The organism is Paraburkholderia sp. GAS82, assembly GCF_050436285.1.
Taxonomy (GTDB): domain Bacteria; phylum Pseudomonadota; class Gammaproteobacteria; order Burkholderiales; family Burkholderiaceae; genus Paraburkholderia; species Paraburkholderia phenazinium_B.
This window is the reverse complement of record NZ_JBNDLX010000001.1, coordinates 453,263-478,460: the sequence shown is the minus strand read 5'-3', so window position 1 is coordinate 478,460 and position 25,198 is coordinate 453,263. Positions and strand designations below refer to the sequence as shown.

Annotated in this window: 20 protein-coding genes; 2 read left to right on the top strand and 18 right to left on the bottom strand. The window is 63.4% G+C overall.

Annotation, left to right across the window (positions count from 1 at the left end; all coding sequences use genetic code 11):
• Positions 1-58: 58 nt before the first annotated feature.
• The 6 genes from P3T17_RS02195 to P3T17_RS02170 all read right to left on the bottom strand — a co-directional run bounded on the left by P3T17_RS02195 (position 59) and on the right by P3T17_RS02170 (position 7,208).
• Positions 59-1,462, bottom strand: coding sequence for an FAD-containing oxidoreductase (locus P3T17_RS02195; RefSeq protein WP_429404442.1), 1,404 nt, complete (start codon positions 1,460-1,462; stop codon positions 59-61).
• A 207-nt stretch (positions 1,463-1,669) separates the two neighbouring features.
• Positions 1,670-1,864, bottom strand: a complete 195-nt coding sequence (locus P3T17_RS02190; RefSeq protein WP_074264114.1) for a hypothetical protein — start codon at positions 1,862-1,864, stop codon at positions 1,670-1,672.
• Positions 1,865-2,152: 288 nt separating this feature from the next.
• Positions 2,153-2,767, bottom strand: a complete 615-nt coding sequence (locus tag P3T17_RS02185; protein WP_429288311.1) for a glutathione S-transferase family protein — start codon at positions 2,765-2,767, stop codon at positions 2,153-2,155.
• 150 nt (positions 2,768-2,917) lie between these two features.
• Entirely contained in the window at positions 2,918-5,239 is a 2,322-nt protein-coding gene (locus P3T17_RS02180) for a putative bifunctional diguanylate cyclase/phosphodiesterase (protein WP_429404441.1), read from the bottom strand.
• A 109-nt stretch (positions 5,240-5,348) separates the two neighbouring features.
• Positions 5,349-6,335 carry a 2,3,4,5-tetrahydropyridine-2,6-dicarboxylate N-succinyltransferase gene (gene dapD, locus P3T17_RS02175; protein WP_174567507.1) on the bottom strand — a complete coding sequence of 329 codons (987 nt, stop codon included), beginning with the start codon at positions 6,333-6,335 and terminating at the stop codon, positions 5,349-5,351.
• Positions 6,336-6,470: 135 nt separating this feature from the next.
• On the bottom strand, positions 6,471-7,208 hold the full coding sequence (locus P3T17_RS02170) for an SH3 domain-containing protein (protein WP_429404440.1): 738 nt from the start codon (positions 7,206-7,208) through the stop codon (positions 6,471-6,473).
• A 217-nt stretch (positions 7,209-7,425) separates the two neighbouring features.
• Between P3T17_RS02170 and P3T17_RS02165 the strand changes: the two genes are divergently transcribed.
• Entirely contained in the window at positions 7,426-8,223 is a 798-nt protein-coding gene (locus P3T17_RS02165) for a hypothetical protein (protein ID WP_429404439.1), read from the top strand.
• Positions 8,224-8,302: 79 nt separating this feature from the next.
• Here the strand turns inward: P3T17_RS02165 and P3T17_RS02160 are convergent, their stop codons facing one another.
• The 8 genes from P3T17_RS02160 to P3T17_RS02125 form a co-directional block, all read right to left on the bottom strand.
• Positions 8,303-9,838: a chemotaxis protein CheW gene (locus P3T17_RS02160; protein WP_429404438.1), complete on the bottom strand. Its 1,536-nt coding sequence runs from the start codon at positions 9,836-9,838 to the stop codon at positions 8,303-8,305.
• 14 nt (positions 9,839-9,852) lie between these two features.
• On the bottom strand, positions 9,853-10,329 hold the full coding sequence (locus P3T17_RS02155) for a chemotaxis protein CheD (protein ID WP_429404437.1): 477 nt from the start codon (positions 10,327-10,329) through the stop codon (positions 9,853-9,855).
• Positions 10,326-11,153 carry a CheR family methyltransferase gene (locus P3T17_RS02150; protein WP_429404436.1) on the bottom strand — a complete coding sequence of 276 codons (828 nt, stop codon included), beginning with the start codon at positions 11,151-11,153 and terminating at the stop codon, positions 10,326-10,328. The genes P3T17_RS02155 and P3T17_RS02150 overlap by 4 nt, the downstream gene beginning before the upstream one ends.
• 13 nt (positions 11,154-11,166) lie before the next feature.
• Positions 11,167-12,864: a methyl-accepting chemotaxis protein gene (locus P3T17_RS02145; RefSeq protein WP_429404435.1), complete on the bottom strand. Its 1,698-nt coding sequence runs from the start codon at positions 12,862-12,864 to the stop codon at positions 11,167-11,169.
• A gap of 372 nt (positions 12,865-13,236) precedes the next feature.
• Entirely contained in the window at positions 13,237-14,817 is a 1,581-nt protein-coding gene (locus P3T17_RS02140) for a serine hydrolase domain-containing protein (RefSeq protein ID WP_429404434.1), read from the bottom strand.
• Positions 14,818-14,892: 75 nt separating this feature from the next.
• Complete coding sequence (locus P3T17_RS02135) at positions 14,893-15,951, bottom strand: ornithine cyclodeaminase (RefSeq protein WP_429404432.1); 1,059 nt, start codon at positions 15,949-15,951, stop codon at positions 14,893-14,895.
• A 33-nt stretch (positions 15,952-15,984) separates the two neighbouring features.
• A complete protein-coding gene (locus tag P3T17_RS02130) occupies positions 15,985-17,103 on the bottom strand; it encodes a succinylglutamate desuccinylase/aspartoacylase family protein (RefSeq protein ID WP_429404430.1) in 1,119 nt (372 codons plus the stop codon).
• A 244-nt stretch (positions 17,104-17,347) separates the two neighbouring features.
• Positions 17,348-18,277, bottom strand: a complete 930-nt coding sequence (locus P3T17_RS02125) for a LysR family transcriptional regulator (protein WP_429404428.1) — start codon at positions 18,275-18,277, stop codon at positions 17,348-17,350.
• 258 nt (positions 18,278-18,535) lie between these two features.
• Between P3T17_RS02125 and P3T17_RS02120 the strand changes: the two genes are divergently transcribed.
• Positions 18,536-19,735 carry a porin gene (locus P3T17_RS02120; RefSeq protein WP_429404426.1) on the top strand — a complete coding sequence of 400 codons (1,200 nt, stop codon included), beginning with the start codon at positions 18,536-18,538 and terminating at the stop codon, positions 19,733-19,735.
• A 134-nt stretch (positions 19,736-19,869) separates the two neighbouring features.
• On the opposite strand, the gene P3T17_RS02115 is transcribed toward P3T17_RS02120, so the two are convergent.
• Genes P3T17_RS02115 through P3T17_RS02100 form a run of 4 tightly spaced genes read right to left on the bottom strand, consistent with a single transcriptional unit; the run spans position 19,870 to position 25,051 of the window.
• On the bottom strand, positions 19,870-21,762 hold the full coding sequence (locus P3T17_RS02115; RefSeq protein ID WP_429404424.1) for a dipeptide ABC transporter ATP-binding protein: 1,893 nt from the start codon (positions 21,760-21,762) through the stop codon (positions 19,870-19,872).
• Positions 21,759-22,589 carry an ABC transporter permease gene (locus P3T17_RS02110; protein ID WP_429404422.1) on the bottom strand — a complete coding sequence of 277 codons (831 nt, stop codon included), beginning with the start codon at positions 22,587-22,589 and terminating at the stop codon, positions 21,759-21,761. The genes P3T17_RS02115 and P3T17_RS02110 overlap by 4 nt, the downstream gene beginning before the upstream one ends.
• On the bottom strand, positions 22,590-23,531 hold the full coding sequence (locus P3T17_RS02105; RefSeq protein ID WP_429404420.1) for an ABC transporter permease: 942 nt from the start codon (positions 23,529-23,531) through the stop codon (positions 22,590-22,592).
• Positions 23,532-23,539: 8 nt separating this feature from the next.
• The gene (locus tag P3T17_RS02100; protein ID WP_429404418.1) at positions 23,540-25,051 is read right to left on the bottom strand and encodes an ABC transporter substrate-binding protein; all 1,512 of its coding nucleotides are present in this window, start codon (positions 25,049-25,051) and stop codon (positions 23,540-23,542) included.
• Positions 25,052-25,198 lie beyond the last annotated feature (147 nt).

Sequence of the window (25,198 nt, the reverse complement as noted above, 5' to 3'; positions counted from 1 at the left end):
GCGAGGTAAGCGTCATTCCTCACTCCGGCCACCACTGAGCCCAATAGTCCGAGGCGCATTACTTCCCCGGCTTAAGCGGCTTCAGCCCATCAAGCAACGTCGGCACCAGTTCGCTGATGGTCGGATGAATATGCATCGCATATTGCAACGTCGGATACGGCGCGCCGGCCGTCATGATGTCGATGAATGTATGCAGCGCTTCATCGCCCTCAATGCCGAGAATCGCCGCGCCGATAATCTGTTTTGTCTGAGCATCCACCAGCACCTTCATGAAGCCGTCGGTCTCACCGCGTTCACGCGCGCGGCCGACCCGCGTCATCGGCATGGTCGCGATCAGGGCATCGCGGCCAGAAGCGCGCACTTCGGTTTCGGAAAGACCGACCCTCGCAAGCGGCGGATCGACAAACACCGCATACGTCATGATGCGGGTATCGGCCGTGCGCGAGCCGCCGTCGAACAGATTGGCCGCGACGATCTGATAGTCGTCATAGGACGTGTGCGTGAACGCGCCGCGGCCGTTGACGTCGCCGATGGCCCACACCCCCGGCACCCTGGTGCGCAACTCACCGTCCACGGGAATCATGCCGTGCCGGTCGGTTTCGAGGCCGGCGGCCGCGAGACCGAGGTCATCGGTATTCGGCCTGCGGCCGGTGGCGAACAGCAGATGCGACGCCTCCACGGCAGACCCCGAACCCTCGAGGACCACGCGCACGCCGTCGCCGGCTAGCGGCTCGACGCGCTGCGGCTCACCGCCAAAGCGAAACTCGATGCCTTCGCGCGCCAGCACTTTCTGCACGTTGTTTGCAAGGTCAGCGTCCTCGCGAGCCAGCACGCGCTCGCCGCGCACGAGCACGGTCACGCGGCTGCCGAAACGGCGAAACACCTGGGCGAATTCGAGCGCGATATAACTGCCGCCGACAATCACCAGATGCTCCGGCAATTCGGTCAACTCGAGCAGCGTGGAGTTGGTGTAGTAGCGGATTCGATCAATGCCGTCGAGCGGCGGCACCACCGCGCGCGTGCCGGTGTTGATAAATATCTCGTCGGCCTGCAGTTCATCGACGATCTGCCCATCCGACCCACTGATGCTCAAGCTATGCGGCCCGGTAAACCGGGCATGCCCGTTGAACACGGTGACATTCTCCGCGCCGCGCAGCCATTTTTCGACGCCGCTGCGCGATTCGCCGATGATCCGGTCCTTGCGCGCTTTGACTTGCGCCAGATCGACCGTAACCGGTCCCGCGACATGCACGCCATACTCGCCGGCGTGACGCGCCACGTGGGCCGCGCGGGCACTCGCGACGTAACTCTTGGTGGGTGTACATCCGACATTCACACAGGTGCCGCCGAACGCGCCGCGCTCGATCACGGCTGTCTTGCGGCCGCTTTTACCAAGACGCACTGCGAGCGGCGAACCGCCCTGTCCTGTACCGATCACGACTGCGTCGAAATGCTGAGGCATGGCATGTCTCCCGGGGGCTGATAGCAGGCTTGTGCCATCTTACGCCAAGGCTCGTGGGAAACAGTCGCTGAGGTCTTCGAGGTGCCGCAGGAGGCGAACTGCCGTCGGCTAACACCGGGCCGCGTGGGCCGTGACGAAGTGGGGGCGTGAAAACGAAGAAACGAGGTGCTGCGTGTGTAACTGCGCCGCCGGCGCAATAAATTGCGCTCAGCAGTGGCAGTGACCGTGATGCGCGCAGATCAGTTCACGCGAGCGTTGCAACGCCGCGCGGGCACCCTTCGTGGCCATCAGCAGGCCCACCTGGCTCAGGTTGAAATCCTGCGCCACCATCATTTGCATTAACGCCACCATCGGCAGGATCACCGATGGGTGGTACAACTGTCTTTCGATCAAGGCTCGCATATCTGCTCCCACTGCGTCTCGCCGCTTCGGCGCGACGTTACTTTACGTTTCGATGGTGGGATTCTAAGGATCGGCGACCTGTGGATAAAGAGCCGGAAAGCGAAGTCACTTGTTGCGGAAACCGAACAATCTGCGTTACGGCCGGAAAGCGCCGCCGGTGGGGCTTGCAGCCGCTTTCCGACATGCCCGAAGTATGCTGCGCATGCGGGCTATCGGGCCGATAGCCCCACCAGCCTCCACGCGAGTCAAAAGGTTATTCGACCGGCGCGCGCGGATCGCGGCGCCAGTTCATTCCAGCGGCGCGCCGATAAACTCCGGCAACGCTTCCGCGCGTTCGGAGAACGCGGCCAGCGCCGGATAGCGCGCCGCATCGACAGCGCCCGGCAGCATGAACTGCGTGAACCGCCATGCGACCGCCACCGTGATATCCGGCTGCATCATACGGTCCCCCAGCAGCCAGCCTTCATGACCGGCCACGCGCGCCTCGAGCAGACCATATGCGGCGTGCATCTGCTTCTGCACCCGCTCGAGCCACGGCGCGTGCTGCAATGCCTCGGGCCGCAGCTGGCGCTCGTAGACTTCCTGCATGGTCTTTTCGGTGGCAGCGAGCGCGAGCCCAATCACGCTCAGCGCGCGCAGCCGCGCGCCGGGCTCCTCCGGCATCAGACGGCACGCGGGCGCGACCTTGTGGTCGATGTGATCGAGGATCAACGTCGAATCGATCAGCATCGTGCCGTCGTCTTCGAAGAGGGTCGGTGCTTTGACAATCGGATTGAGCTGTGCAAACTCGTCGAAGTGACGAAACACCGACACGTGGCGGTGCTCGAAGGGCAAGCCAAGCACGGCCAGCGAAATCGCGACGCGACGCACATATGGGGAGTCCAGCACGCCAATCAATAGCATTCGTCGCCTCTTGGGAAGAGATGGAAGGAATGCATGACTTTAGACGAACCGGCAGGTGACAGGTAACTAAGCGGTAACCAAGCGGTAACCAGGCAACAACGAACCGCCGACGCATCGCCGCCGCGATGCTACGTGGTCCCCGGCAAGCGCTTATTCCGCCTGCTGCTGTGCGCTCGCCCCGCCGGCCAGCCTGCGCGTGTCCGTCAGGCTGCGCGCATAGGCGCCGGCCGCCATCGGCCGGCTGAACAGATAGCCTTGCTGCTTGTCGCAATCGATCGAGCGCAGGAACGACGACTGCGCCGTCGTCTCCACCCCTTCGGCCGTCACGTCCATGCCGAGAGAATGCGCCATCGCCACCACGGCCTGGGTAATCGCAATCGAATCGCGATGGTCCGGCAAGCCCGCGACAAACGAACGGTCGATCTTGAGGTTATGCAACGGGAAACGCTTCAGATACGACAGCGAGGAATAACCGGTGCCGAAGTCGTCGACGGAAATCTTCACGCCCATATTGCTGAGCGCGGTCAGAATCGGCAGCACCGTTTCGCTGTCGTTCATCAGCAGGCGCTCGGTAATCTCCAGCTCCAGCGCATCGGGCCCAAGGCCGCAACGCGCAAGACAGCGTTCGATGCGTTCCGCCAGGCCCTCGCTCACCTGACGCGGCGACAGGTTCACGGCGATCACGAGATCCGGCGCGAGGGTGCGCCGCCATTGCGCCACCTGCTCGCACGCATGTTCGAGCACCCAGTTGCCGATCGCGACAATCAGCCCGGTATCCTCCGCGACGGGGATGAACTCCACCGGCGACACATCGCCCAGTTCGCGGTTGTACCAGCGCAGCAGCGCTTCCGCGCCGACCGTGCGGCCGTTCCGGCTGTCGACGATCGGCTGGTACACGAGGCTCAGCTCGCCCGCCGCGAGCGCGCGGCGCAGCAACTGCTCGATCGCAAAGCGCCGTTGCAGGTGCTTGTTCAGATCGGCGGTGAAGAACTGGAAGTTGTTGCGGCCGCGCTGCTTGGCCGAATACATCGCCGAGTCGGCATTGCGCATCAGCGTGGGCACATCCTGGCCGTCCTCAGGGAAGAGACTGATGCCGATCGACGCGCCCAGGTAGTATTCGTTGCCCGCCACCGCGAACGGCACGGCCACCGTTTCAAGTATGCGGCGCGCGAATGCGATTAGCGTCTCGGTGTTCTCATACGAGCTCACGACGATCACGAACTCGTCACCGCCCACCCGCGCCAGCGTGTCCTGTTCCTTGACGCAGGACGCCAGACGATGCGCGACGCTGCACAACAGCGTGTCGCCCGCTTCGTGGCCCGCGGTGTCGTTGACCTTCTTGAAACCGTCGAGGTCGACGAACAGCACCGCGACGCGCGCCAGCTCGGTGTCCAGCCCCGCCGGCTCGAACAGGTCGCGCATCCGGTCAGCTAGATACGCGCGGTTGTAGAGCCCCGTCAGCGAGTCGCGCGTCGCCAGATATTTGAGTTGCTGCTGGGCCTTGCGCACCGGGCCGATATCGGTGAACGAGATCAGCACCGAACCCAGCTCGCGCTCGCCAGGCTTCACGATGGGCACCACGTTCACCGTGATCCAGATGATTTCGTCGTCCGCGAGCTCCACACCAATCGTCTGGCCGAGCAGCGGTTTGCCGCTTGCCAGCACGCGCACCGTCGGGCGGTCGGTCTGGGCGATCGGCGTGCCGTCCTCATGGAAGCTGCGCCGCATGACTGTCTGGATGTCCTGGCCAATCAGCTCGCTTCCCGCGTGCAGCATGCGCAGCGCGCTAGGGTTGCAGGCGAGCACCACACCGTCGCGCGTCTGCACGACGATGCCTTCGTTCAGGTGATTGACGACAAGGCGGTGGTGCTCTTCGCTTTGCGCCAGGCGCCGCGCCATCGCGTCCTGATGCACGGCAAGACCGACGCTGCGGCCGATATCGCGCAGCATGGCCTCCTCGTCGGCAACCGGCCGGCGCGGCGTGCGGTAGTAGACGGCAAACGCGCCCAGCACCTGGCCCGCGTCGTTTTCAAACGGAATCGACCAGCACGAACGCAAGCCATGCGGCAAGGCGAGCTGCTTGAAGTCCACCCACAGCGGATCGGTCTCAATGTCCTCGACCACTACCAGGCGCCGCAGAAACATGGCAGTGCCGCACGAGCCCACCTGCGGACCGATGGCAACCCCGTTCAGCGCCTCGGTGTATTCCTTCGGCAGCGACGGCGCACCGCCTGAACGCGTGTGGATGCCGTCGGCATCGAGCAGCAGGATCGTGCAGGATGCGTCCTCGCCGAGCAAGGCTTCCGCGCGGCGGCACACCTCGTCGAGCAGTTCGGGCAGCGGCGTGTTGCGCGTGATCAGCCGCAATACGCTGCGCTCGGACGCGAGCAGGCGCTCCGCCAGCCCCGTCGAATAGCGGGCGCTGTCAGACTCTGCTCCAACCGTGTCACCTGGTGTCACCTGGCAAGTCATAATCGAGCCCCCTAACCCGACATCGGCAGGATGGGACCGCTAGCGCACTGGGGTTTACGCCAGGAACAGTGGCGTAAACCGTCGGCCGCGCCGTATCCGCTGCGCTCGCCTAGTTATGCGTGTGCAAGTCCGGATTCAGTTGTCCCCACGTCTTGGTGCGCGAGATGGCCTCCACCGCCCCGCTCTGCGAATTGCGGCGGAACAGCCACCCCGGCTGCCCCGACAGCTCGGCTGCCTTGACCACCGCGCCGTCCGGCAAGCTGACCCGGGTGCCCGCCGTGATGTAGCAGCCGGCTTCAACCACGCAGTCGTCGCCAAGCGAAATGCCGATCCCCGCGTTGGCGCCCAGCAGGCAGCGCTTGCCCACCGATACGACTTGCGTGCCGCCGCCCGAGAGCGTGCCCATGATCGACGCGCCGCCGCCGATATCGCTGTGATCGTCGACCACCACGCCTGAACTGATGCGGCCTTCGACCATAGACGCGCCAAGGGTGCCCGCATTGAAATTGCAGAAGCCTTCGTGCATGACCGTGGTGCCTGGGGCGAGATAGGCGCCGAGCCTGACCCGGTCCACGTTGGCGATACGCACGCCTGCGGGCACGACGTAGTCAGTCATGCGCGGGAATTTGTCGATGCCGGTGACTTCGAACGTGGTGCGCGCGGCCCGCGCCTTCAGGCGCACCTGTGCGACCGATTCCACGGTGCAGGGACCAAACGAGGTCCATGCGACATTGGCAAGCAATCCGAACAGACCGCTCAGATTGGCCTCATGCGGGCGGATCAGCCGGTGGCTGAGCAGATGCAGGCGCAGATAGACGTCGTGTGCATCGAGCGGCGGCTCGGCGAGCGAAGCAATCGCCGTGCGCACGCCGATCACCTCGACGCCGCGTCGCTCGTCGGGGCCGACGCAATTCGCGGCGGCGTCGCCGATCGCCCGCGACACTTCCTCGTGCGATAGCCGCGCCGTGCCGCCTGCGAGCGGCCCTTCCGCCAGTTCAGGCTCGGGAAACCAGCTATCGAGGACGGTGCCGTCGGCGGCCACTGTCGCCAGGCCCACCGCCGATGCGCCACAAGTCTTGTGTTCAGCCACTGCCATCGCTCCCTGTCCTTGTTGAGATCTGTACGGGCTTTATGCCGCCTGAGCCTTGCGGCGCGGCGGGTTCGCCTTGCCCGCAGCCCGGCGTGTTCACCTTAGGTGGTCACGCGGCGGCGTACTCCCTGGCTGCCCCGTCTAGCCGCCGCCTGGCGGCCGTCCGCCTTGTCCGCCGCCACCTGGAGGGCGTGAACCCTGTCCACCGCCCCCACCACCCGGCGGGCGCCCACCCCCGCCACCCGGTGGCTTGCCGCCGCCGGGAGGCCGACCGCCGCCGCCCGGAGGCTGTCCACCTGGAGGCCGTCCGCCCGGGGGACGTCCACCCGCACCCGGCGGCGGACCGCCCGGCGGGCGGCCACCCACGTTGCCCGGCGGGCGACCGCCTGGCGGCCTGCCGCCGGGACCACCGGGGCCACCTGGAGGCCGGCCAGGCGGACGTCCCGCACCTGGGCGCGGCGGCCGTGGCGGAGGACGATGCGCCCAGCGCGACTGATCCCGGTACCACGGCCGGCCACGATAATAGTTACCCCAATACGTCCCGATCGAGAACGTCACGATCGGCAGGCCGATCGCGTTTCCATAGCCCAGCACGGGGACCGGGTTGCCTTGATAAGGATAGTTGAGCCGTCCCGCATAAACCCAGCCGCGCAGATTGGGCGTCGCGACATCGCACCAGCTGTAGCCGGCGACACACCCCATCACCGTGACCGGCAAACCACCCGGCAATTGCGAGACGACCGGGTAGTCCCGTGCGGGACCGGCCCGAAGGTTCACTGAGCTATTGGTGACGGCCTGCGCCTGCGCGAACGCGGCGGCGGGCACGAGCAACAGGGCGGTCAATCCTGCATAACAGCACTGCACCAACTGTCTTCGCATTGCGGCCTCCTCTGGCGGGGCGGTTTCGATTGTCGCTGCGTCTGGATGTCACTGTGTAAGCAAGCGTACCGCATCCCGATGAAGGTCGCAGGTCATTCGCGGGCTGATAGCAACATTTGGTAAGAAGTTTGCGAACTCGTCCTTTTTTTGAGGTCTGGCCGTTTCCAACTCAGCCGATCATTCATCGCATTACCGACCCTGCTCTGTCCGGACTGCCATGAAGATCTTCCGAACCACCGTTTTCGCGAGCCTGCTGCTCACCCACCTGCCGGCCCATGCGACCAGCTTCGATTGCAACAAGGGCCGTTCGATCACGGAACAACTGATCTGCCACAGAGCTGATCTATCCAAGCTCGACGACGTGCTTGGCAAGCTGTACTGGCAAGCGCGGCGCTCCGTCTCCAATCCCAGGGCGTTTCGCGCCGACAGCGACAGCAAATGGGCCTGGCGGGAAGCGAACTGCAGCGATGAGGAATGCCTGAAAACCTGGTACACCGGACGCATCCAGGAACTGGAGCTTTTGTTGACGAGCCTGCAGCAGGAACCGTCGGGGCAGCCGGATAAGTCCGCGCAACCGGCCACGCCGGCGCCGCGCCTGAACGAAGGGCCGCGCGATGCGGGACGGCGCGCGATCGCCCATGCTCAACCGGACGCGGAGACGGGTGAAACTGCCTTGGGCGGCACTGCGCCGGCCGGCGTTCCCGTGGCTGGCACTGCGGCGAGCGGCACCCCTGTGGCTGCCGCCGCGCCCAGCGACACTCCGCGGCACACCACGCAGCCGGGCAGTACGCCGCTGGCAGGCACTCCGATAGGCGGCGGCCAGCTCGCGCACGCACCCGCATACCCATTGGCGCTCCAATGCACCGCAGCCAATCCGGGCGTAACGTGGCACGACCAGTGTGCGACCGTCCTGAAGCAGGACACGCGCTGGCAATATCCGCCCCACAGCGGCGACTGGTTCTGCGGCGTGGCAACGGTCGAACAGTCTCCAGCAGAACCGGTGGCGCAGCAGTAAGTTCAGGGGCGGCGTCGCTCGCGTCAGATTAGCCGGACCGCGCGGTCAACGCAGCCGGCGTGACTGTCCACGCGCCCCGTCACACCTCCGCCTCAACCGCGACCCGTTCGCACAGCGTCGCCAGGTCGATCAGCATCAAGGTGCCACGGCCTGGCAATTCGACCGCCTCGGTCATGCCATTGCCCCAGCCGTTGGCTAGCTGGCGCGTCAGCATGGGCGGCACCGGAATCCGGCTGGCGGCTTCGATGGTGACGATATTGTCGACCGCGTCGACCACGAGGCCGTACTTCTCGCCGCGATGCTCGACGATCAGGATCTTTGCCTGCGCGAGATCGTCGTACGGCGGCATGCCGTACATCGCGCGCACATCCACCACCGTCAACAGTTCGCGGCGCAGATGCAGCACACCGCGCACATACGGCGGCGCGCCAGGCGTCACCACGACCTCGCTGGAATAATCGATCACCTCGCGCAACTGGCCAATGCGCACGCCTAGCAGATGACCGAGCCGGAACGTCACGTAGGTCTCGCGCGGACCACGTCCGGCGTTTCCGCCTTTCCCATGGCCGCCACCTGAAGCGCCGCCCGCCTGGGTCCTGTCGCGATACAGATCGCGATGACCCCGGGCCACGGCGGTAATGCGCTCGTGGCTGCAGAGCGCCTCCGGATTCAACAGGATGATGCTGTCGCGCCCGTCGTTGCCAAGACAGCCCGCAAACAATGCCACATGGCGACGGCTATAAGCGGGCATCACGAGCAATTCGTCGTCGCGATAGCCGACGATGCTGCGCACCTCGTCGACCATCAGGCCGACATGCAGCTCCTGATGATTCAGCACGACAATGCGCCGCTCGTCCGTAGACGCGGCGGTGGCAACGCCCGATGCCGCCGCGTCCTCACGCTCGAGTCCCATGAAGCGGGCAAAGTCGATCACCGGGACCGTCGTGCCGCGCAGGTTCAGCATGCCGATGCAGATCTCATCCGCGAGGGGCGACGGATGCATCGCGGGCACGCGGATAATCTCCTGAATCGCCGCCATCGGCAGCGCCAGATGCGCCTCGCCGACGCGAAACGATACGGTCTGTCGACGCTGTGCCTGCTGCGCGCGCCGCTCGGGCGCCGCGCTGCGGTGATGCAGATGCGGTACGTCCGGCAACCCGAGCAGCGCAGCAGCCGAGAGGATCTGCAAGATCCGCTCGCCGCCGTCGAGCTTCAGCGCACCGCAAATCACAGCCGGGCTCTGCTGCGCCGGATCCGCGCGGTCGAAGGCGATCTTCTGCGCCGCCGGCACGCGCAGGATTTCGCCGGTGGTGTCGAACCGCAACCCCACCCGCACGTCGCCGAGTTCGACGATCGCGATCTTGCTGACGCTGCTTGCGGCTTCCTCGGGCAGATGCAGCAACTGACGCAGATCGACGATCGGAATCAGCGTGCCACGCAAGTTGAAAATACCGAGCAGATGGCGTGGCGCCAGCGGCACCGGTGTGACAGCTGCCGGGTAGTTGACCACCTCCTGCAGGTCAGCAACCGGCAGCGCCAGTTCGGTCTCGCCGAGGTGAAAGGAGCCGAACAGTTCAACAGCGGAACCGCCGGCGGACGTTGCGTTGATATCCATGACGAGGCCCCCGTTCAGAGAGTGCGCGTGATTTTTTTCACAACGAACGCATGCTGCCGGCAATCGATCAGCAGTTGCCGGCCGCATTCGCCGCCGACATCCTCGTGCACGACACGCACACCGAGTCCTTCGAGCAGGGTCTGTGCAGTGCGCACGTTCTGCTCGCCGATCGGCGCGTGAGTGGGACGGCGCGCGTAATGCACCATGTTCGCGCCACCCGCCAACACGGCCTCCAGCGCGCCATGCGAGGCGCGCTGCACCTGCATCAGGCTCAGCAGCGACGGAATCGCCTGCGTAACGTATTTCGCGCCGATGCCCTCCGGCCGCACGGCCGCATCGGGCAGCAGACAGTGCGCGAGTCCGTAGATGCCACGCTCGCGCCACAACAGCCCAATGCCGACACACGAGCCGAGCGTCGCACGCAACACGTCATGTCCATTGCCGATGCCAATGGCGCACATATGCACCTGAATCTCGCACGCGTCGGTCACGGGCGGACCTCATTGCGATAGATAAGCGGCTGTTCGAAGGCGAATCCCATATCGAAGCGGCTCAACGATTCGGATTCCCCAACAATCAGCACACCATCCGGTGCCATCGCGCGTCGCACGTTTTCGAGCACCACCTGTTGGCCGGCAGCGTCGAAATAGATCAGCACGTTGCGCAACAGCGTGACGTCCATCGTGCCGATGTCGCGTGCCGCCTCGTGCAGATTGTGTTTGCGGAACGTCACGTTCGCGCGCAACGCCGGGGCGGCCACGAAACCATCGTCCGCAGCGCTGAAGTACTTGGCCAGCAGGTCAGGATGGGTTTGCCTGAGCCCCTCGATGCAGCGGCCCCGGTAATGCGCCGCGGCAGCCTTGCGCAGAATCGCGTCACCGATATCGGTAGCGAGAATCCGGTAGCGAAACGCCGGATGCCGCTCACGAAACTCTTCGCACAGCATCGCCACCGTATAGGCTTCCTCGCCGCTCGAAGCTGCCGCCGACCAAACCCGCAAAGGCGTGCCGCCGTGCGTCTCGAACCAGCGCGGCAGAAACTGCCCGGCGAAATACTCCCAGATGCGCGGCGTGCGAAAGAACGAGGTTTCGTTGGTCGTCACCAGATCGATGAAATCGCGCACCTCTTCGGGCTTCGCCTCCAGCACATGCAGATAGTCCCGGTAACCGGGCAGTGCCAGCTCGCGCACCCGCCGGCGCAAGCGGCCCTCCAGCAGGGTCCACTTGCGCTCGCTCATGGCGATGCCGGTATGCCGCCGAACCTGATCGAAGAAGGCCCGGCGGGTCGCCTGATCGACCTCGCGCTCGTTATCCAAGGCGCCTCCTGCGTCAGACGACGAAGCGTGTGACGGTCTGATCGAGCGTTTCCGCGCCCTGCATCAGCGTGGCGCTGGCCCGCGCAATCGTGTCGCAGGCGCTGGCGGACTTCTCGGTTTCTTCGGCCACCTGCTGGATCGCGGCACTGACCTCGCGGGCGGCGATCAACTGCTCGTCCGCGCCGCAGGAAATCTCCGAGATGGCGTGTGTCGTGCGGCTCACACCGTTGACGATCTTGTCGAAGGCTTCGCCGGCCTGCTTCGAGATTTCGCTGCCCTGAGCGACCCGTTTGACCGATTCGTTGATCAGCTTCGAGATTTCCTTGGTCGCCTGCGACGAGCGCTCGGCGAGCTTGCGCACCTCGTCGGCCACTACGGAAAAGCCGAGCCCATGTTCGCCCGCACGCGCTGCCTCGATGGCGGCGTTGAACGCGAGCAGATTGGTCTGGCTGGCAATCTCGCCGATCACCTTGATGATCTCGCTGATATCTTCGGATGACTTATTGATCAGCTCCATCGCTTCGATCGAGCGGGTAATCGCCTTCGCGCCGCGCTCCGCTTCCTGCTGGGTATCTTTAGCGAGGTTGTCGGCGCTGCGCGAGTTGTCGGCGATCGAATTGATCGATGCGGTCAGTTCTTCGATCGACGCGTTCATCTCCTCGACAGTTGCGCCAAGCAACTGCGCGCCGCTTGCCACCGTGTTGGCACGCCCCGCGATATCCTGCGACGAGGCGGTGAAGCCGCCGGCCGAATCGACCACCTTGCCGATCACGCCGCGCAGATCGTCCATCATCCGCTTGATGCCGCTCGCAAGCTGGTCGATAGGCTCGGTGCCGGCCACTTCGACGCTGCCCGTCAGGTCCCCCGCGGCGGCCTTGCTGACCACCTGCAGGAGCGCCTCGACCTTGCGTTGATCGCTTTGCGCGCGGCGCCGGATCTGCTCTTCCAGCGCGACCTGGGCCGTCACGTCGGTCGCGAACTTGATCACCTTGCAGAGTCGCCCACCGACATCGAAAATCGGGTTGTAGGTAGCCTGAATCCACACTGCACGGCCGCCCTTGCCCACGCGCTTATAGCGGCCTGCATCGAATTCGCCGCGGTTCAGTTTCGCCCAGAAATCGCGGTATTCCGCGCTCGCGGTATACGCCTCTTCGCAGAACATGCGGTGGTGCTTGCCCTGGATCTCATCGAGCCGGTAGCCGAGCGTATCGAGGAAGTTCTGGTTGGCCGAGAGCACGTTGCCCGAGAGATCGAATTCGATCACAGCCTGGGCGCGATCGACCGCGCGCACCTTGCCTTCGTATTCGGCATTCTGCTGGCGCACCGCGGTGATATCCGTGGCGAACTTGATGACCTTGTAGGGCTTGCCGGCGGCGTCGAACACCGGGTTATACGAGGCGTTGATCCAGATTTCGCGGCCGCCGCGGCCCACGCGCTGATACTCGCCCTGATCGAACTCGCCGCGGGCGAGCTTCTCCCAGAACAGACGATAGGCGGCACTGTCCGCGTAAGCGGCCTCACAAAACATGCGGTGATGCTGGCCACGAATCTCGTCGAGCGTGTAGCCCACGGTCTTCAGGAAGTTGTCGTTGGCGTGCAGAACGATGCCGTGCAGGTCGAACTCGATGACGGCCTGAACACGATTTAGCGCGGCGCTGACCGCACTGAGTTCGTTCATTTCCAGGTGCCGCTCAGGCGTTGAATGTTCCACTTCGTTCTCCTCGTTGAACGGGCGAAAAAAACAAAACACGCCGACGCTCCCCTCTCGGGGAGGGAGTCCGGTCATGCTTTCTCTCAGGAATATATTTAGTGTGCCGTGCCAGAGAAGCGCCTCCCTGCAGGCGATCTTAAGGTCGCCGCCCATGCGCTTCACTAGCACCGCATCCGGTATATCGGCAGGAAAAGATGCCAGCTTTATATCGGATTAACCCTGAATTTGCGAAACGTGAAGTTTTTTTGCTTTTGTTCCGCTGCAATCGTTTGCGGGCACGTTTGAGGCAAACGACCAGGTCCGAAGAGTGGCTTTGAAACCGGTGACGTGGTATTGCGAGGAAATTCCGGGTTGCGCGGTTTGGAAACGCGTTTACACGCCGTCCGCTCGCACCTGGTCGTCGAGAGTTCCGGTGACATCGTCGTGACGCAACGCGCCGCTGTTGATATTGACGTCACGTTTGAAGACGACCTCTCGCCCCGAAAACTCGCAGACGACCGTATCGCGGAAGGCCGTTTCCGCAAAGATCCACGTCATCTGCAGGCGCGCCGGATCGAGCCAGCAGGCGCGTGCCACCACCGGGCTGCCCAGCAGGCGATACCCATGGTGCAGATCGCGGCCGGGCATCTCGTTGGGGCCTTCAATCCAGCGCCCGAAGCCGGCAACGATCGCATGTTCGCCACCCGCGTCGGTCAAGCGCAACGTGCATTCGCGCTCGTTGAACTCCAGTTGCAATGTCTGGATGCCCTGCGCATTCGGCTGCATCGTGAAGCGCATTTTCTCCGTACGAGCACGCGAAGTACCGCCTGAATGCGCATCCGGACCAGCGAGCAGATACGGCGCCTTCCATGCTACCGGCGCATCTTCCCGTTGCCATTCGACAAGCCGTGCCTTGAGTCGCGCATCCGCGGCGTGACCCGCAACGGGACCATCGCGGAAGACTTCACGGAACGCGGCCGGAAAGTAACGATCCACATAAGGCATGAGCTTCCCGCTCCCCTTGATCGCACCGGTCACTGCGAGCGTGACACCGTGCGCGGGAAATACCAGGGCCATCTGCACAAATTTTCCGATCGCGCTGTACATACCGTCTGGGCGCGTCCACCAGTGATATCCATAGCGTCCTGATTCGACGTGTGAACGGGTCGCGTTCGCCACCCACTGCTCCGGAAGCAGTCGCTTGCCTTCCCACATGCCGCCCTGTGCATGCAGGATGCCGAGTTTGAGCAGGTCGACGGTTTTGGCCGTGAGTCCGTTGCCGCCAGGATTGATGCCATCAGGGCCGATGTCCCACGTTTCACCCGTGATGCCCAAAGGTTCGAGCAGCCTCGGCTTAAGGTAATCGTGCAGCGTTTGTCCCGTTACGCGACTCAATACCGCCGACAACATATAACTGGCCGCGCTCGTGTACAGGAACGATCCGCCCGGCTGCTCAACGATAGGGATCCTGAAGAATGCTTCGATCCAGCTCGTTCCCAGCACGCGCCATTGTGCGCCCGAGGTCTCGCCGGCGTGACCCACACGCATGGTGAGCAGGTCTTCGAGCGTCAGGGCCGCGAGCCGGTCGCTCATGACCGCGGGAAGCGCGTCCGGGAAAAACGACACGACCTCGTCGTCAAGGCCGAAGCGTTTTTCTTCCAGCGCGAGGCCGATCGCGCAAGCGGTAAAGCTTTTGGCAACCGAATGCAGGTTACGCGGCCGGTCCGCGCGATACGGCCAGCGCCATGCCTCCACCACCACTTTGCCGTTACGGTGGATCATCAATGAATGCAAGTCGAGTTCCGCTGCTTCGACGGCGTCCAGAAATGCAATGACGGCGTCCGCGTCCACGCCCATCGTCGATGGTTCCGCGCGGCTCAAGCCATCCGCGTACGCGCCTCGCTGAGCGCCCTGACGGGCATCGCCCGCGCCGGCTGAAGCCGCTACGCCCCGATCAAGAAGAGAGTCTGACATTTTGTCTACCGGTTGCATTGGGCCGTTGAAACATCGCGAGGACACCGATGGGACATTTCGAGCGAACACGACGCATTACGCGTGCAACACTTCGCGCTGCGTAGTGTACGACGCCGACACGGGAACGACGAACTGATACAGGTCCTTGGGATTCACCGGCGCCGGGATCAGTTCGATCTGCTCACCGATATCGCGGGCATCGCTCACATCGCGCAGATAGCGCAGCGCCGAGAAATCCTCGAGCGCGAAACCGACCGAGTCGAACACCGTCACTTGCGCATCGCTTTCCCGCCCGGCAACCTCACCCGATAGCACGCGCCAGAGTTCAACCACCGGAAAATCGGCAGGAAGCTGCTGGATATCGCCCTCGATTCGCGTCTGCGGCTCGAACTCCACGATCACCCGGGCGCCTCTCAACACGTCGGCGTGCAGTTCCGTCTTGCCGGGACAATCGCCGCCAACCGCATTGATATGCACACCCGGTTCGATCATGTCTGGCGTCAGGATCGTTGCGTTGGTCTTGTCCGCTGTTACCGTCGTGACGATATCCGCGCCGCGCACGGCCTCAGCCGCACTCGCCGCGCGGATGATCTTGAGGTCTTTCAGACCAGACAGGTTACGGATCAGTTTATCGGTTGCCGCGGGGTCGATATCGAACGCGCGAACTTCGTTCACGCCAAGCATTGCCTTGAACGCCAGCACCTGGAATTCGCTTTGCGCACCGTTGCCGATCAACGCCATCGATCTTGACGCAGGCCGCGCGAGTGCCTTGGCGACCAACGCGGACGTCGCGGCGGTGCGCAATGCGGTCATGATCGTGAATTCGCTCAACAGCACCGGAAAGCCGGACTCGACCTCCGCCAGCACGCCGAATGCCATCACCGTCAGCATATTGACGTGGGTATTCTTCGGGTGCCCGTTGACATACTTGAATCCATAGAGCGTGCTGTCCGAAGTCGGCATCAGTTCAATCACACCGCCCGGGAAATGGTTAGCCACCCGCGCCGATTTCTCGAACTCGTTCCAGCGCAGATAATCCGCGCGGATATAGTCCGCCATCGTCGTGATGAACGCTTCCGCGCCGATCGACGTCACCAGCTTGCGAACATCGCTTACGTCAATATATCTCGTCATTTTGTGTTCACTCTCATCAACGTTCGAAGAACCTCATGCGCTCAGCAGATAGCCGGAGCGGATCACTTCCTCGCCCGACACGCGCCCGAGCGGATCGCCCTGCCGCACATAGCGGACGTCTCTTCGCATATAAAAGATGCCGGCGGTACGACTGCAGATCGCGGTGCGCGTACCATCCGTCGTATCGACGATCACGAACATCTGCTGACCGACGCTGACGCGCGCACCGGGTTCCACGCAGTGCAGCAGGATGCCCGTGACCGGCGCATAAAACTGTTCGCTGCCGGCCAGCGGCGTTGCGGGGTACGCAAGCGGCGGCAGCGGTTTGACTTGCGCTTCGATCGCGCCGTACCAGGTCAGATAATCGAGAATCGCCGCCGCATCCTTCCGGGCCAGTTCGTCGTTGACGTCGCGCTGACCGCGATGCTCGACCGTAATCGCCGTGCTTCCATGCGCGATCGGAAAGCGTTCATTAAAGCATTGCTGCAGTTGCCACCATGTGAAGCTGTGCGCTTCATCGAACGATTGACCACCCGAGTCGACGGCCAGCAGCGAAGCGCTCGCGCCAAGATAGCGGGCCAGCGGCTCCGCCTGCTGCCAGAGGGCCTCACCCGTGTAGAGATGCAGCGCGGCTTCCCGCGAACAATGCAGATCGAGAATGATGTCTGCATCCAGCGATAGCAGCATCAACGCGCGCTGCAGGTCGTCGAAGGTCTGGCGAGGCTGTTGCGCGAGCAACAGATCACGCCAGACCCGGCGAATCGTCACGACGTTTTTCTTTGCGTCGCCGCCCAGTTCTCCTTCGACCGCTTCGGCGATTTTCCCTGCGAGAAGCGGGAAACCCCGATTGAAGTTACGGCCGCTCGCCAGATCGAACCGCCCGATCGGATAGCCGAGCACAACCTGCGCGAGGCCGATCGGATTGGCCGTGCTGACCAGCACAACTTCGCAGCGCAGGCGGCCCTCTTTCTCCAGTTGCTGAAGCTCCTCCTGGAGGGTCAGCGCGACCAGCATGCCCGGTATTTCATCGGCATGCAGGCCAGCCTGGATATAGATCTTCTTGCCGTAAGTCTGGTCGCCGAAATGATGCGAAACCAGCTGATGCGCGGTGCCGTCCGAGGCAGCAAGCAGGCGGTGTTTAGCGCTGTGCATTTAGAAAATTGTCCTGTGGTTCATCGACAGGCTGCGACGCTCGTGACTCATACCGACTGATGCCCCAATTGCGGCGTTGCGGCAAAGACACCTGATGAGCCGAAGAAGCCGGATAAACCGGACACGTCGAAGCATGGACATGATGCTACGCGTCGCAGCAGGCCTGCAGAAGCCTGGTCGGGGTTATCGTGATCGATAGATCAGATCACCCCCGAAATCGCCCTGAATCCGCCCGCCAGGTGCTTCAGGACTCGCTGTTACGCGACACGCCGCGCTTCAGACGCGCATACGAAACCAGCATGCTCGATAACTCGTGCGCGATCCCCGTCAGCGGAGAATTGCTGCGCCGGATCAGGCTGATATCGCGCGGCTGAAAGGTCTCGCGAATCGGCACCCGGATGAGCGATCCCGAGAACAGCTTGTAGTCGGCGAGCACGCCCGGGTCCATGGTCAGATAGTCCGTTTCGCACACCAGGAACAGCGATTCGAGCAGGGTCTCGGCGGTAATGACGATCTTGGGCATGCCCAGGCCATTCGCCGCGAACATGCCCACCAGACGATTCGCCGCAATGCCGACAACGCCCTCGCGCTTGAAGCCCACCCATTCGCAATCGGTCAGCTCGGCAATCGACGTGGCGCGAGCCATTGGGTGACCGGCGCGCGCCAGGATCGCCGGCGCGGAACGATATAGCCGGTCGAGATGCAGATCCACGTCGTCGAACTCCGGCGCAAGCGGACACAGCGCGAAATCGAGGCGTCCATCGCGAATCCGTTCAATCAGCATTTGCGACGACCCGCTCGACAGATGCACGAGCACACGCGGGAACGACGACATGAAGCGCGTGACCACCGGCACCAGCAACTCGGCAAGCGGTTCGGAGGTCAGGCCCACGGCGATGCGTCCCGACGGTTCGCCTTCCAGTTCACGCATGTCCTGATCGATACGCTCGCAATCCTTGAGGATCGACGACGCACGGGCCAGCAACTTCTCCCCGAACGGTGTGAGGCTGATGCCTAGGTGCGAGCGCGTCAGCAGCGGCACGGCCAGTTCCGCTTCGAGACTCTGGATCGCGTGGGTCAACGCGCTCTGCGCGATATCGAGCGAGCGCGACGCGGCCCGGAAACTGCCCTGCTCGACCACTGCGCAAAACACTCTGAGCTGGCTCAACGTCATGTGATCACCTTATGCGATTGCATTTCTTAAAGGTCCTTAGCAACTCTTTGGCACGTGACTAGCACGTCTTCGACACGCTGCAAATGCGGGTCTCTCTTGTGATCTTCCGATTAGATCGCGATGCCAAGGATCGGTCTTCCGGGTCAAAAAATAGCCACATAGGATTTGCCGCAACCCGTGCTTAAGCGCAGGTCTCGCTGCACTGCTGTTTACCTGAGTTCACACCACTTGCATCCGGCTCCGCCGAGGACAAATACGATGAAAAAGACCATACCCATGATCGCCGCACTCGCCGCGTTCTCCAGCGTTGCGCATGCGCAAAGCAGCGTGACGCTTTACGGGCTGCTCGACACTGGTATCGCGTTCAACTCGAATGCCAAAGGCTCCCAGCAGTACTCGCTGGCCTCCGGCAACCTGCAGGGCGACCGTTGGGGCCTGCGCGGCACAGAAGATCTCGGCGGCGGCCTCGCCGCGATCTTCCGCCTCGAAGGCGGCTTCGCCATCAACAACGGCACGCTCGGCCAGGGCGGCGATCTGTTCGGACGCAAGGCCTACGTCGGCCTGTCGAGTCCCTATGGTACCGTCACCCTCGGCCGCCAGTACGACCCGCTCGGCGACTACGTCGGCAGCTTCGAATCGGGCAATGCCGAAGAGCTCGTGACCGCCACCGAATGGGGCAGCATCTACGGCGCACACCCGGGCGACATGGACAACTTCGACAACTCCTACCGCATCAACAATTCGATCAAGTTCGCGAGCCAGAACTATGGCGGTATCACCTTCGGCGGCATGTACAGCCTCGGCGGCAAGGCCGGCGATTTCACCGAGGACCAGCTCTTCGGCGTAGGCGCCGGATATCACAATGGCTCGCTCAGCCTTGGCCTCGTCTATGAAAAGGCCAAGGATCCGAACTACTCCGTGTTCGGCACCAACCCGAACGCCAACTCCTCGACTTCGACCAGCGCCCTCAATATGTCGAGCCCGGTGTACAGCGGCTTCGCCTCGGCCGGCGCGTGGCAGGTGATCGCAGCGGGCGCCGCATACCGCATCGGCAATGCGACGATCGGCGGCACCTACAGCAACGTGGCCTTCCAGAACCTCGGCAGCGAAGCGGGCGCTGGGCTGAACCCAGGACATCTGACCGGCACCGCAAGCTTCAATATCGGCGAACTGAACTTCGCCTATCTCTTGACCCCTGCCCTGCAGCTTGGCGTGGCCTACACCTATACCCGGGGTGATTCGGTCGGCAGCATCTCCGGTGCTACGTACAACCAGGTGAACCTCGGCGCGAACTACTTCCTGTCGAAACGCACCGATCTGTATGTGGTCGGGATCTACGAACACGCGAGTGGCGAAGATTCGACCGGCAAACAGGCGGTGGCGGCGATTGCCAATCTGTCGAACTCGTCGACCGACAAGCAGGCGGCCGTCGTCGTCGGCATTCGCCATCGCTTCTGACGCTTCATTCAAGCTACTTTCTCGAAAGAGGTGCCGCTGGGCACCTCTTTTTGTTGCGTTGGCTGGCACGTTGTTTCGTGCCGCTTTTGCTTCGTTGGTTTGCCTCGTTCATTTCGCAACGCCTAGCGCTGCGTTCAGGTGTCCGCGTATAGGGCGACTCGATGCCCTGCATTACCTTGCCCCACCTGGGTAAGAAGCGGCGCACCTTTCTCCGGCCGGTCGGGATCGAAATAGCGATCGTCGGAAAGACGCGGCGCAGGCACCTCGCGCGACAGCACCTTGAAGCCATCCGTGCGGTTGCCGCGCAACTCAGGCACGGCTTGCAGCAGGCGGCGCGTGTACGGATGGCAGGGGTCGTCGAAGACCGCGTCACGCGTGCCTTCTTCGACCAGATGTCCGCGCAGCATCACCAGCACGCGGTCGGCGATCTGTTCGACCACACCGAGGTCATGCGAAATCAGCAAACAGGCGAAGCCGTACCGTGCCTGTAGCGCGACGAGCATATCGAGCACCTGCTTCTGCACGGTGACGTCGAGCGCCGAAACAGGTTCATCGGCAATGATGACTGCGGGACGGCTCGCAAGCGCCCGTGCAATCGCCACGCGCTGACGCTGTCCCCCGGACAACTCGTGCACGAAGCGCCCCGCATGATCGGAGAGACCCACATCCGCCAGCGCGGTGGCGACGCGCTCCGCACGTTGCGCTGCGTCGAGACTAGGGTCGGCCCTTAATCCTTCAGCCACCAGCGAGCCGACCCGCATGCGCGGATCGAGCGACGAATAGGGATCCTGAAAGACAATCTGGATCGCCCGACGCGCAGCCTGCAGACGCTTCGCGCCGGCGTCGAGAAACTGCTCGCCGTTCAGCAGCACATCACCCTCTGCCGGTGTGACCAGGCCGAGCACGGCCTTGGTGAGACTCGTCTTGCCGCTGCCCGACTCGCCGACGATCGCCAGCGTCTCGCCGGGCCCAACGCTGAACGAGGCGCGATGGACAGCCCGTACGCTACGCTTGCCGCCAAACCAGGCCGCGAAGCCGCTGCGCGCGGTCGAATAGTCGATAGCGACGTCGCGCACTTCGAGGATGGGTGCAGGAGCCGCAGCGGCAGCCGACGCGGTTTCAGCAAGCGCGGAGTCGGGCAACGCCACGTCAACGGGAGGCAAACGTCGCGGCAACGCATCGAGCAAGGCCAGCGTGTAATCGTGCGACGGTCGCGATAATACCTGGTCGGCCGGCCCGGTTTCGACGGCGACACCCGCACGCATAACCAGCACCTGCTCCGTGTAAGCCGCCACCAGCGCAAGATTGTGGCTGATAAAGATCAGCGCGGTGCCTTCCTCGCGGGTCAACTCCGTCATCAGATCGAGGACTTCCTTCTGGACCACGCAGTCGAGCGCTGTGGTCGGTTCGTCCGCGATCAGCAGTTTGGGGCGCAGCAACATCACGGCAGCCAGCATGATGCGCTGGCGCATCCCGCCTGAGAACTCATGCGGATAACGCTTCATGCAGCCTTGCGGATCGCGCACGCGCACGCGTTCGAGCATAGCGACGGCCTGTGTCCACGCTTGCGCGCGCGGCACGTTGCGGCGTCGCACGAGCGCCTCGGTCAACTGCTCGCCGATCCGGAACGCCGGATTCAGCGAGACCATCGGCTCCTGAAACACCATGCCGATACCGATACCGCGCGTGCTTCGCCACTGGGCCGGCGTCTGTTCAAGCAGCGGCTGACCCGCGAAACTCACGTGGCCCCTCATGATCTGCGCGGCATCCGGCAGCAGGCCGAGCAAGGTCTTGCCGATCAGCGTCTTGCCGCTGCCGGACTCCCCGACCACAGCCAGTGAACGGCCCGCATCGAGATCGAAGCTGACGCCGTGCACGACCGGCTTCGCCTTATCGTCAGGACCACGAAATCCCAGCGTCAGATCGCGCACGCTGAGGAGCGGTTGATGAGCCGATCCCGCGGCTGCTCGCACCGAACCGGAAGCCGCCAGGGACTCCATCGCAGAGGCAGAGTGGCGCGTCGTCATTTGGCTCCTCCGTTCATGCGCGGATCGAGCAGGTCGCGTACCGCGTCGCCCAGCATGTTGATGCCGAGCAGCGCGAGCGAAATCGACATGCCGGGGAAAATCGCCAGCCAGATTGCGCGGTCGATGGCGTTGCGGCTATCGGCGAGCATGCCGCCCCAGGTCGGCGCGGGCGGCGGTACGCCGAGTCCCAGAAAGCTCAGCGCGCTTTCGGCCAGCAACGCGGACCCGAATAGCGAAGTCGAGAAAATCAGCAAGGGGGCGACACAGTTCGGCAGCACATGACGGCAGAGTGTCCACACCCCGCCGTTGCCCATCGCTTGCGAAGCGACCACGAAATCGCGGCTGCGCAACGACAGCGTGCCACCGCGGGCGAGCCGTGTCACCGAGGGCGTGTACGCAAGGCCGAGCGCCAGCACCACCGACCATTTGGAGGGCCCAAGCACGGTCATGATGCCGAGCGCCAGCAGCAGGCCAGGAAACGCCATCAGCGCATCGACCAGCACGAGCACCAGACGATCCAGCCAGCCTCCTACATAACCGGACACGGTGCCCAGTGCGGTCCCGAGCGCGAGAGCGAACAGCACCGAGCCGATGCTGACGGTCAGGCTGACCGCTGCGCCGGCCATGATGCGCGAGAGCACATCGCGGCCGAACTCATCCGTACCGAGCCAATGGTGGATGCCGGGCGCCGCATAGCGCGTGACCAGATCGACATCCGTCGGATCATAGGGCGTGTAGACAAGACCGAGCAGAGCGGTCACGACCAGCAGCCCGACCAGCACTGCGCCGATCGTCAGATTGAAGCGTTTGAAGGAGCGCAGTTTCATTTAAAGCTTCATCCGTGGATCGAAAACCGGATACAGCAGATCGACAACCAGATTGACGAGCACATACAGCAACGCAATTACCAGCAGGCAGGCCTGCACTACCGGGTAATCACGCGCATAGATGCTCTCGACCAGCAGACGTCCCATGCCCGGCAGCGTGAACACCGTTTCGATCACCGCCCCGCCCGCCAGCAGATGGCCGAGAATCAGCCCGACTACCGTCAGCGCGGGACCGAATGCATTCGGCAACGCATGCCGCAACAGCACGCGTGGCTCCGACAAGCCTTTCGCGCGCGCATGCGAGATGTATTCGAGCCGCAGCACTTCGAGACTGCTCGCCCGCATCATCCGCGTCAGCACGGCGATTTCACCGAGCGCGACCGCGATCACCGGCAGCACCAGATAGCGCACCGTACCCCACCCCACCTCGCTAAACGATTCGAAGCCAAACGTAGGCAGCCATTGCAGCTTCACACCGAACAGCCACATCAGCAGGATGCCCACCCAGAAGCTTGGCAGCGACACGAGCAGGATGCTGGTCAGCACAATCGCCGGATCAGCGCGGCGGTTTTGCGACCACGCAGCAAACAGTCCCGCGGGAATAGCAATCAGGCTGGCGAGGAGCGTGGCGGACAGCACAATCTCGGCGGTCACCGGGAAGGTGGTCCGGATCAGTTCAGCCACAGGTTGGTGCCGCACGATCGACATACCTAGGTCGCCATGCGCCAGATGCGTCACCCACAACACAAACTGTTCGGGTACCGAACGATCCAGCCCAAACTGATGACGCAATTGCGCGAGCAGCGCCGGATCGTTGACATCGCCGAGCATCAGCGAAGCCGGATCGCCGGGAATTGCCCGCATCATGCCGAACACGAGCAGCGTCACGATCAGCACGGTCGGCACCGCCATGGCGATGCGTTTGATCACGTAGGAGAGCATCGCGTTATCTAGTCCTTGCTCACGTTGTAAAAGCGCATGCGCCGCATCGGCCACGACGTCAAACCGTGCAGACGGCTGCTGACCAGAATCAGATCGGGTGTGTTGTACATGCCGAGCAGCGGTACGTCGGCAATCATCATCTGGTGCAGACGGTCGAAGGCCTGCTTGCGCGCCGTTTCGTCGCTGACGCCTTGCAGGCTGTGCAGCAGCGCCAGAGCGGCGGGGTTCTCCCACTGCGCCATCGGCGTCTTCGACTTGTCGCCGAGCACATCGCCGAACATCAGCGCGGGATCAATGCGTGCGGAATAGGCGAAGGACATCAGCTGAAACCGGCCCGAGCGGAAGTCGCTGACCTGCTTGCTCCATTCGACGACATCGAGCTCGGTGCGGATCCCCGCCTTCGTCAGCAGCGACTGCACGTAAACCGCCAGCGTGTACATATGTTCGAAGCGACGGCTGGTTTCCAGCTTCAGCGTCTGACCGTGGTAGCCCGCCTGCGCCAGCAGACGTTTGACCTCCGGCAGGTTCTTCGTATAACCGGTCGCGTCGATCGTCGAGTACAGTTTGTTGGCATCGGGAATCAGCGACGGGTTGTAGTGCCCGTGCCCATCCGTGACCGCATTGACGATGCCGGGCAGATCGAGCGCGAGGGCAATGGCGCGACGCATACGCACATCCGCGAGCAACGGATCGCGGTTCTGCATCAGCAGCACGGCAGGATCGGCGCTCGGCCCCTCGACGAGATGCCAGCGCGGATCGGGCGGCAACAGATTGTTTTCGTCGATCGTCATGGCGTCGATCTGACCGGCGGCCAGCGCGGACTTCTGCGCGGCTTCATCGGGAATCACGACGAAACGCACGTCCGCGTACGCGATCTTGGCGCCCGCGCCTCCGCTGGCTGACTCGGTACGCGGGCGGTATTGTCGGAACCGCTTGAGCAGCACGTACTGGCCGTGCTTCCAGTCGGCGAAAACATAGGGGCCGGTGGCAACCGGCTTCAACCATTTGCCGTCGCTGTCGACGCTAGACGGATGCAGCACCGCCAACGGACAGCGCGGGTCGACCATCTGCTTCAGGAAGAGCGCGTAGGGCCGATCCAGCTCGAACACGACGGTTTCGGGATCGGGAGTCGTGACCGCCACGACTTTCACGCCCCGGCCGCCGTCGAACACGCTGCGGCACTCGAAACCCGAACTGCGTTTCATCAGGAACCCGAAACTCCATTTGACCTCGGCGGAGGTCACCGGCGCGCCGTTATGAAACAGCACGCCATGCCGCAGATGAAACGTGTAGATCTTGCCGTCCGGCGAAATGTCCCAGCTGTCCGCGAGCATCGGCGCCACGCTCAGATCGGCACGCAGTGCGACCAGCGATTCGACCACGTTGCCGAGAATATTGTCGGTGGCGGTGTTGCGCGCCACGTTGCCGGGCATCGAGGTGGGTGTGTCCTCGCCCTCGGCAACCCTGATCTCGTGCGTGGCCGTCTGGGCTGGCGGCTGGCCTGTCGCCTCGCTCGACACAGTCTCAGTAGACGAAGAAGACGCCGACGCAAATGAAGTTATGACACAGCTCGCCAGCAGCACGGCTGTCTGGAGCAAACAGCGGCAGAAACGCATCCCGCGATCGGTCACAAACGGCACTCCGCGAAGATCTGCCCACGGCAGGCA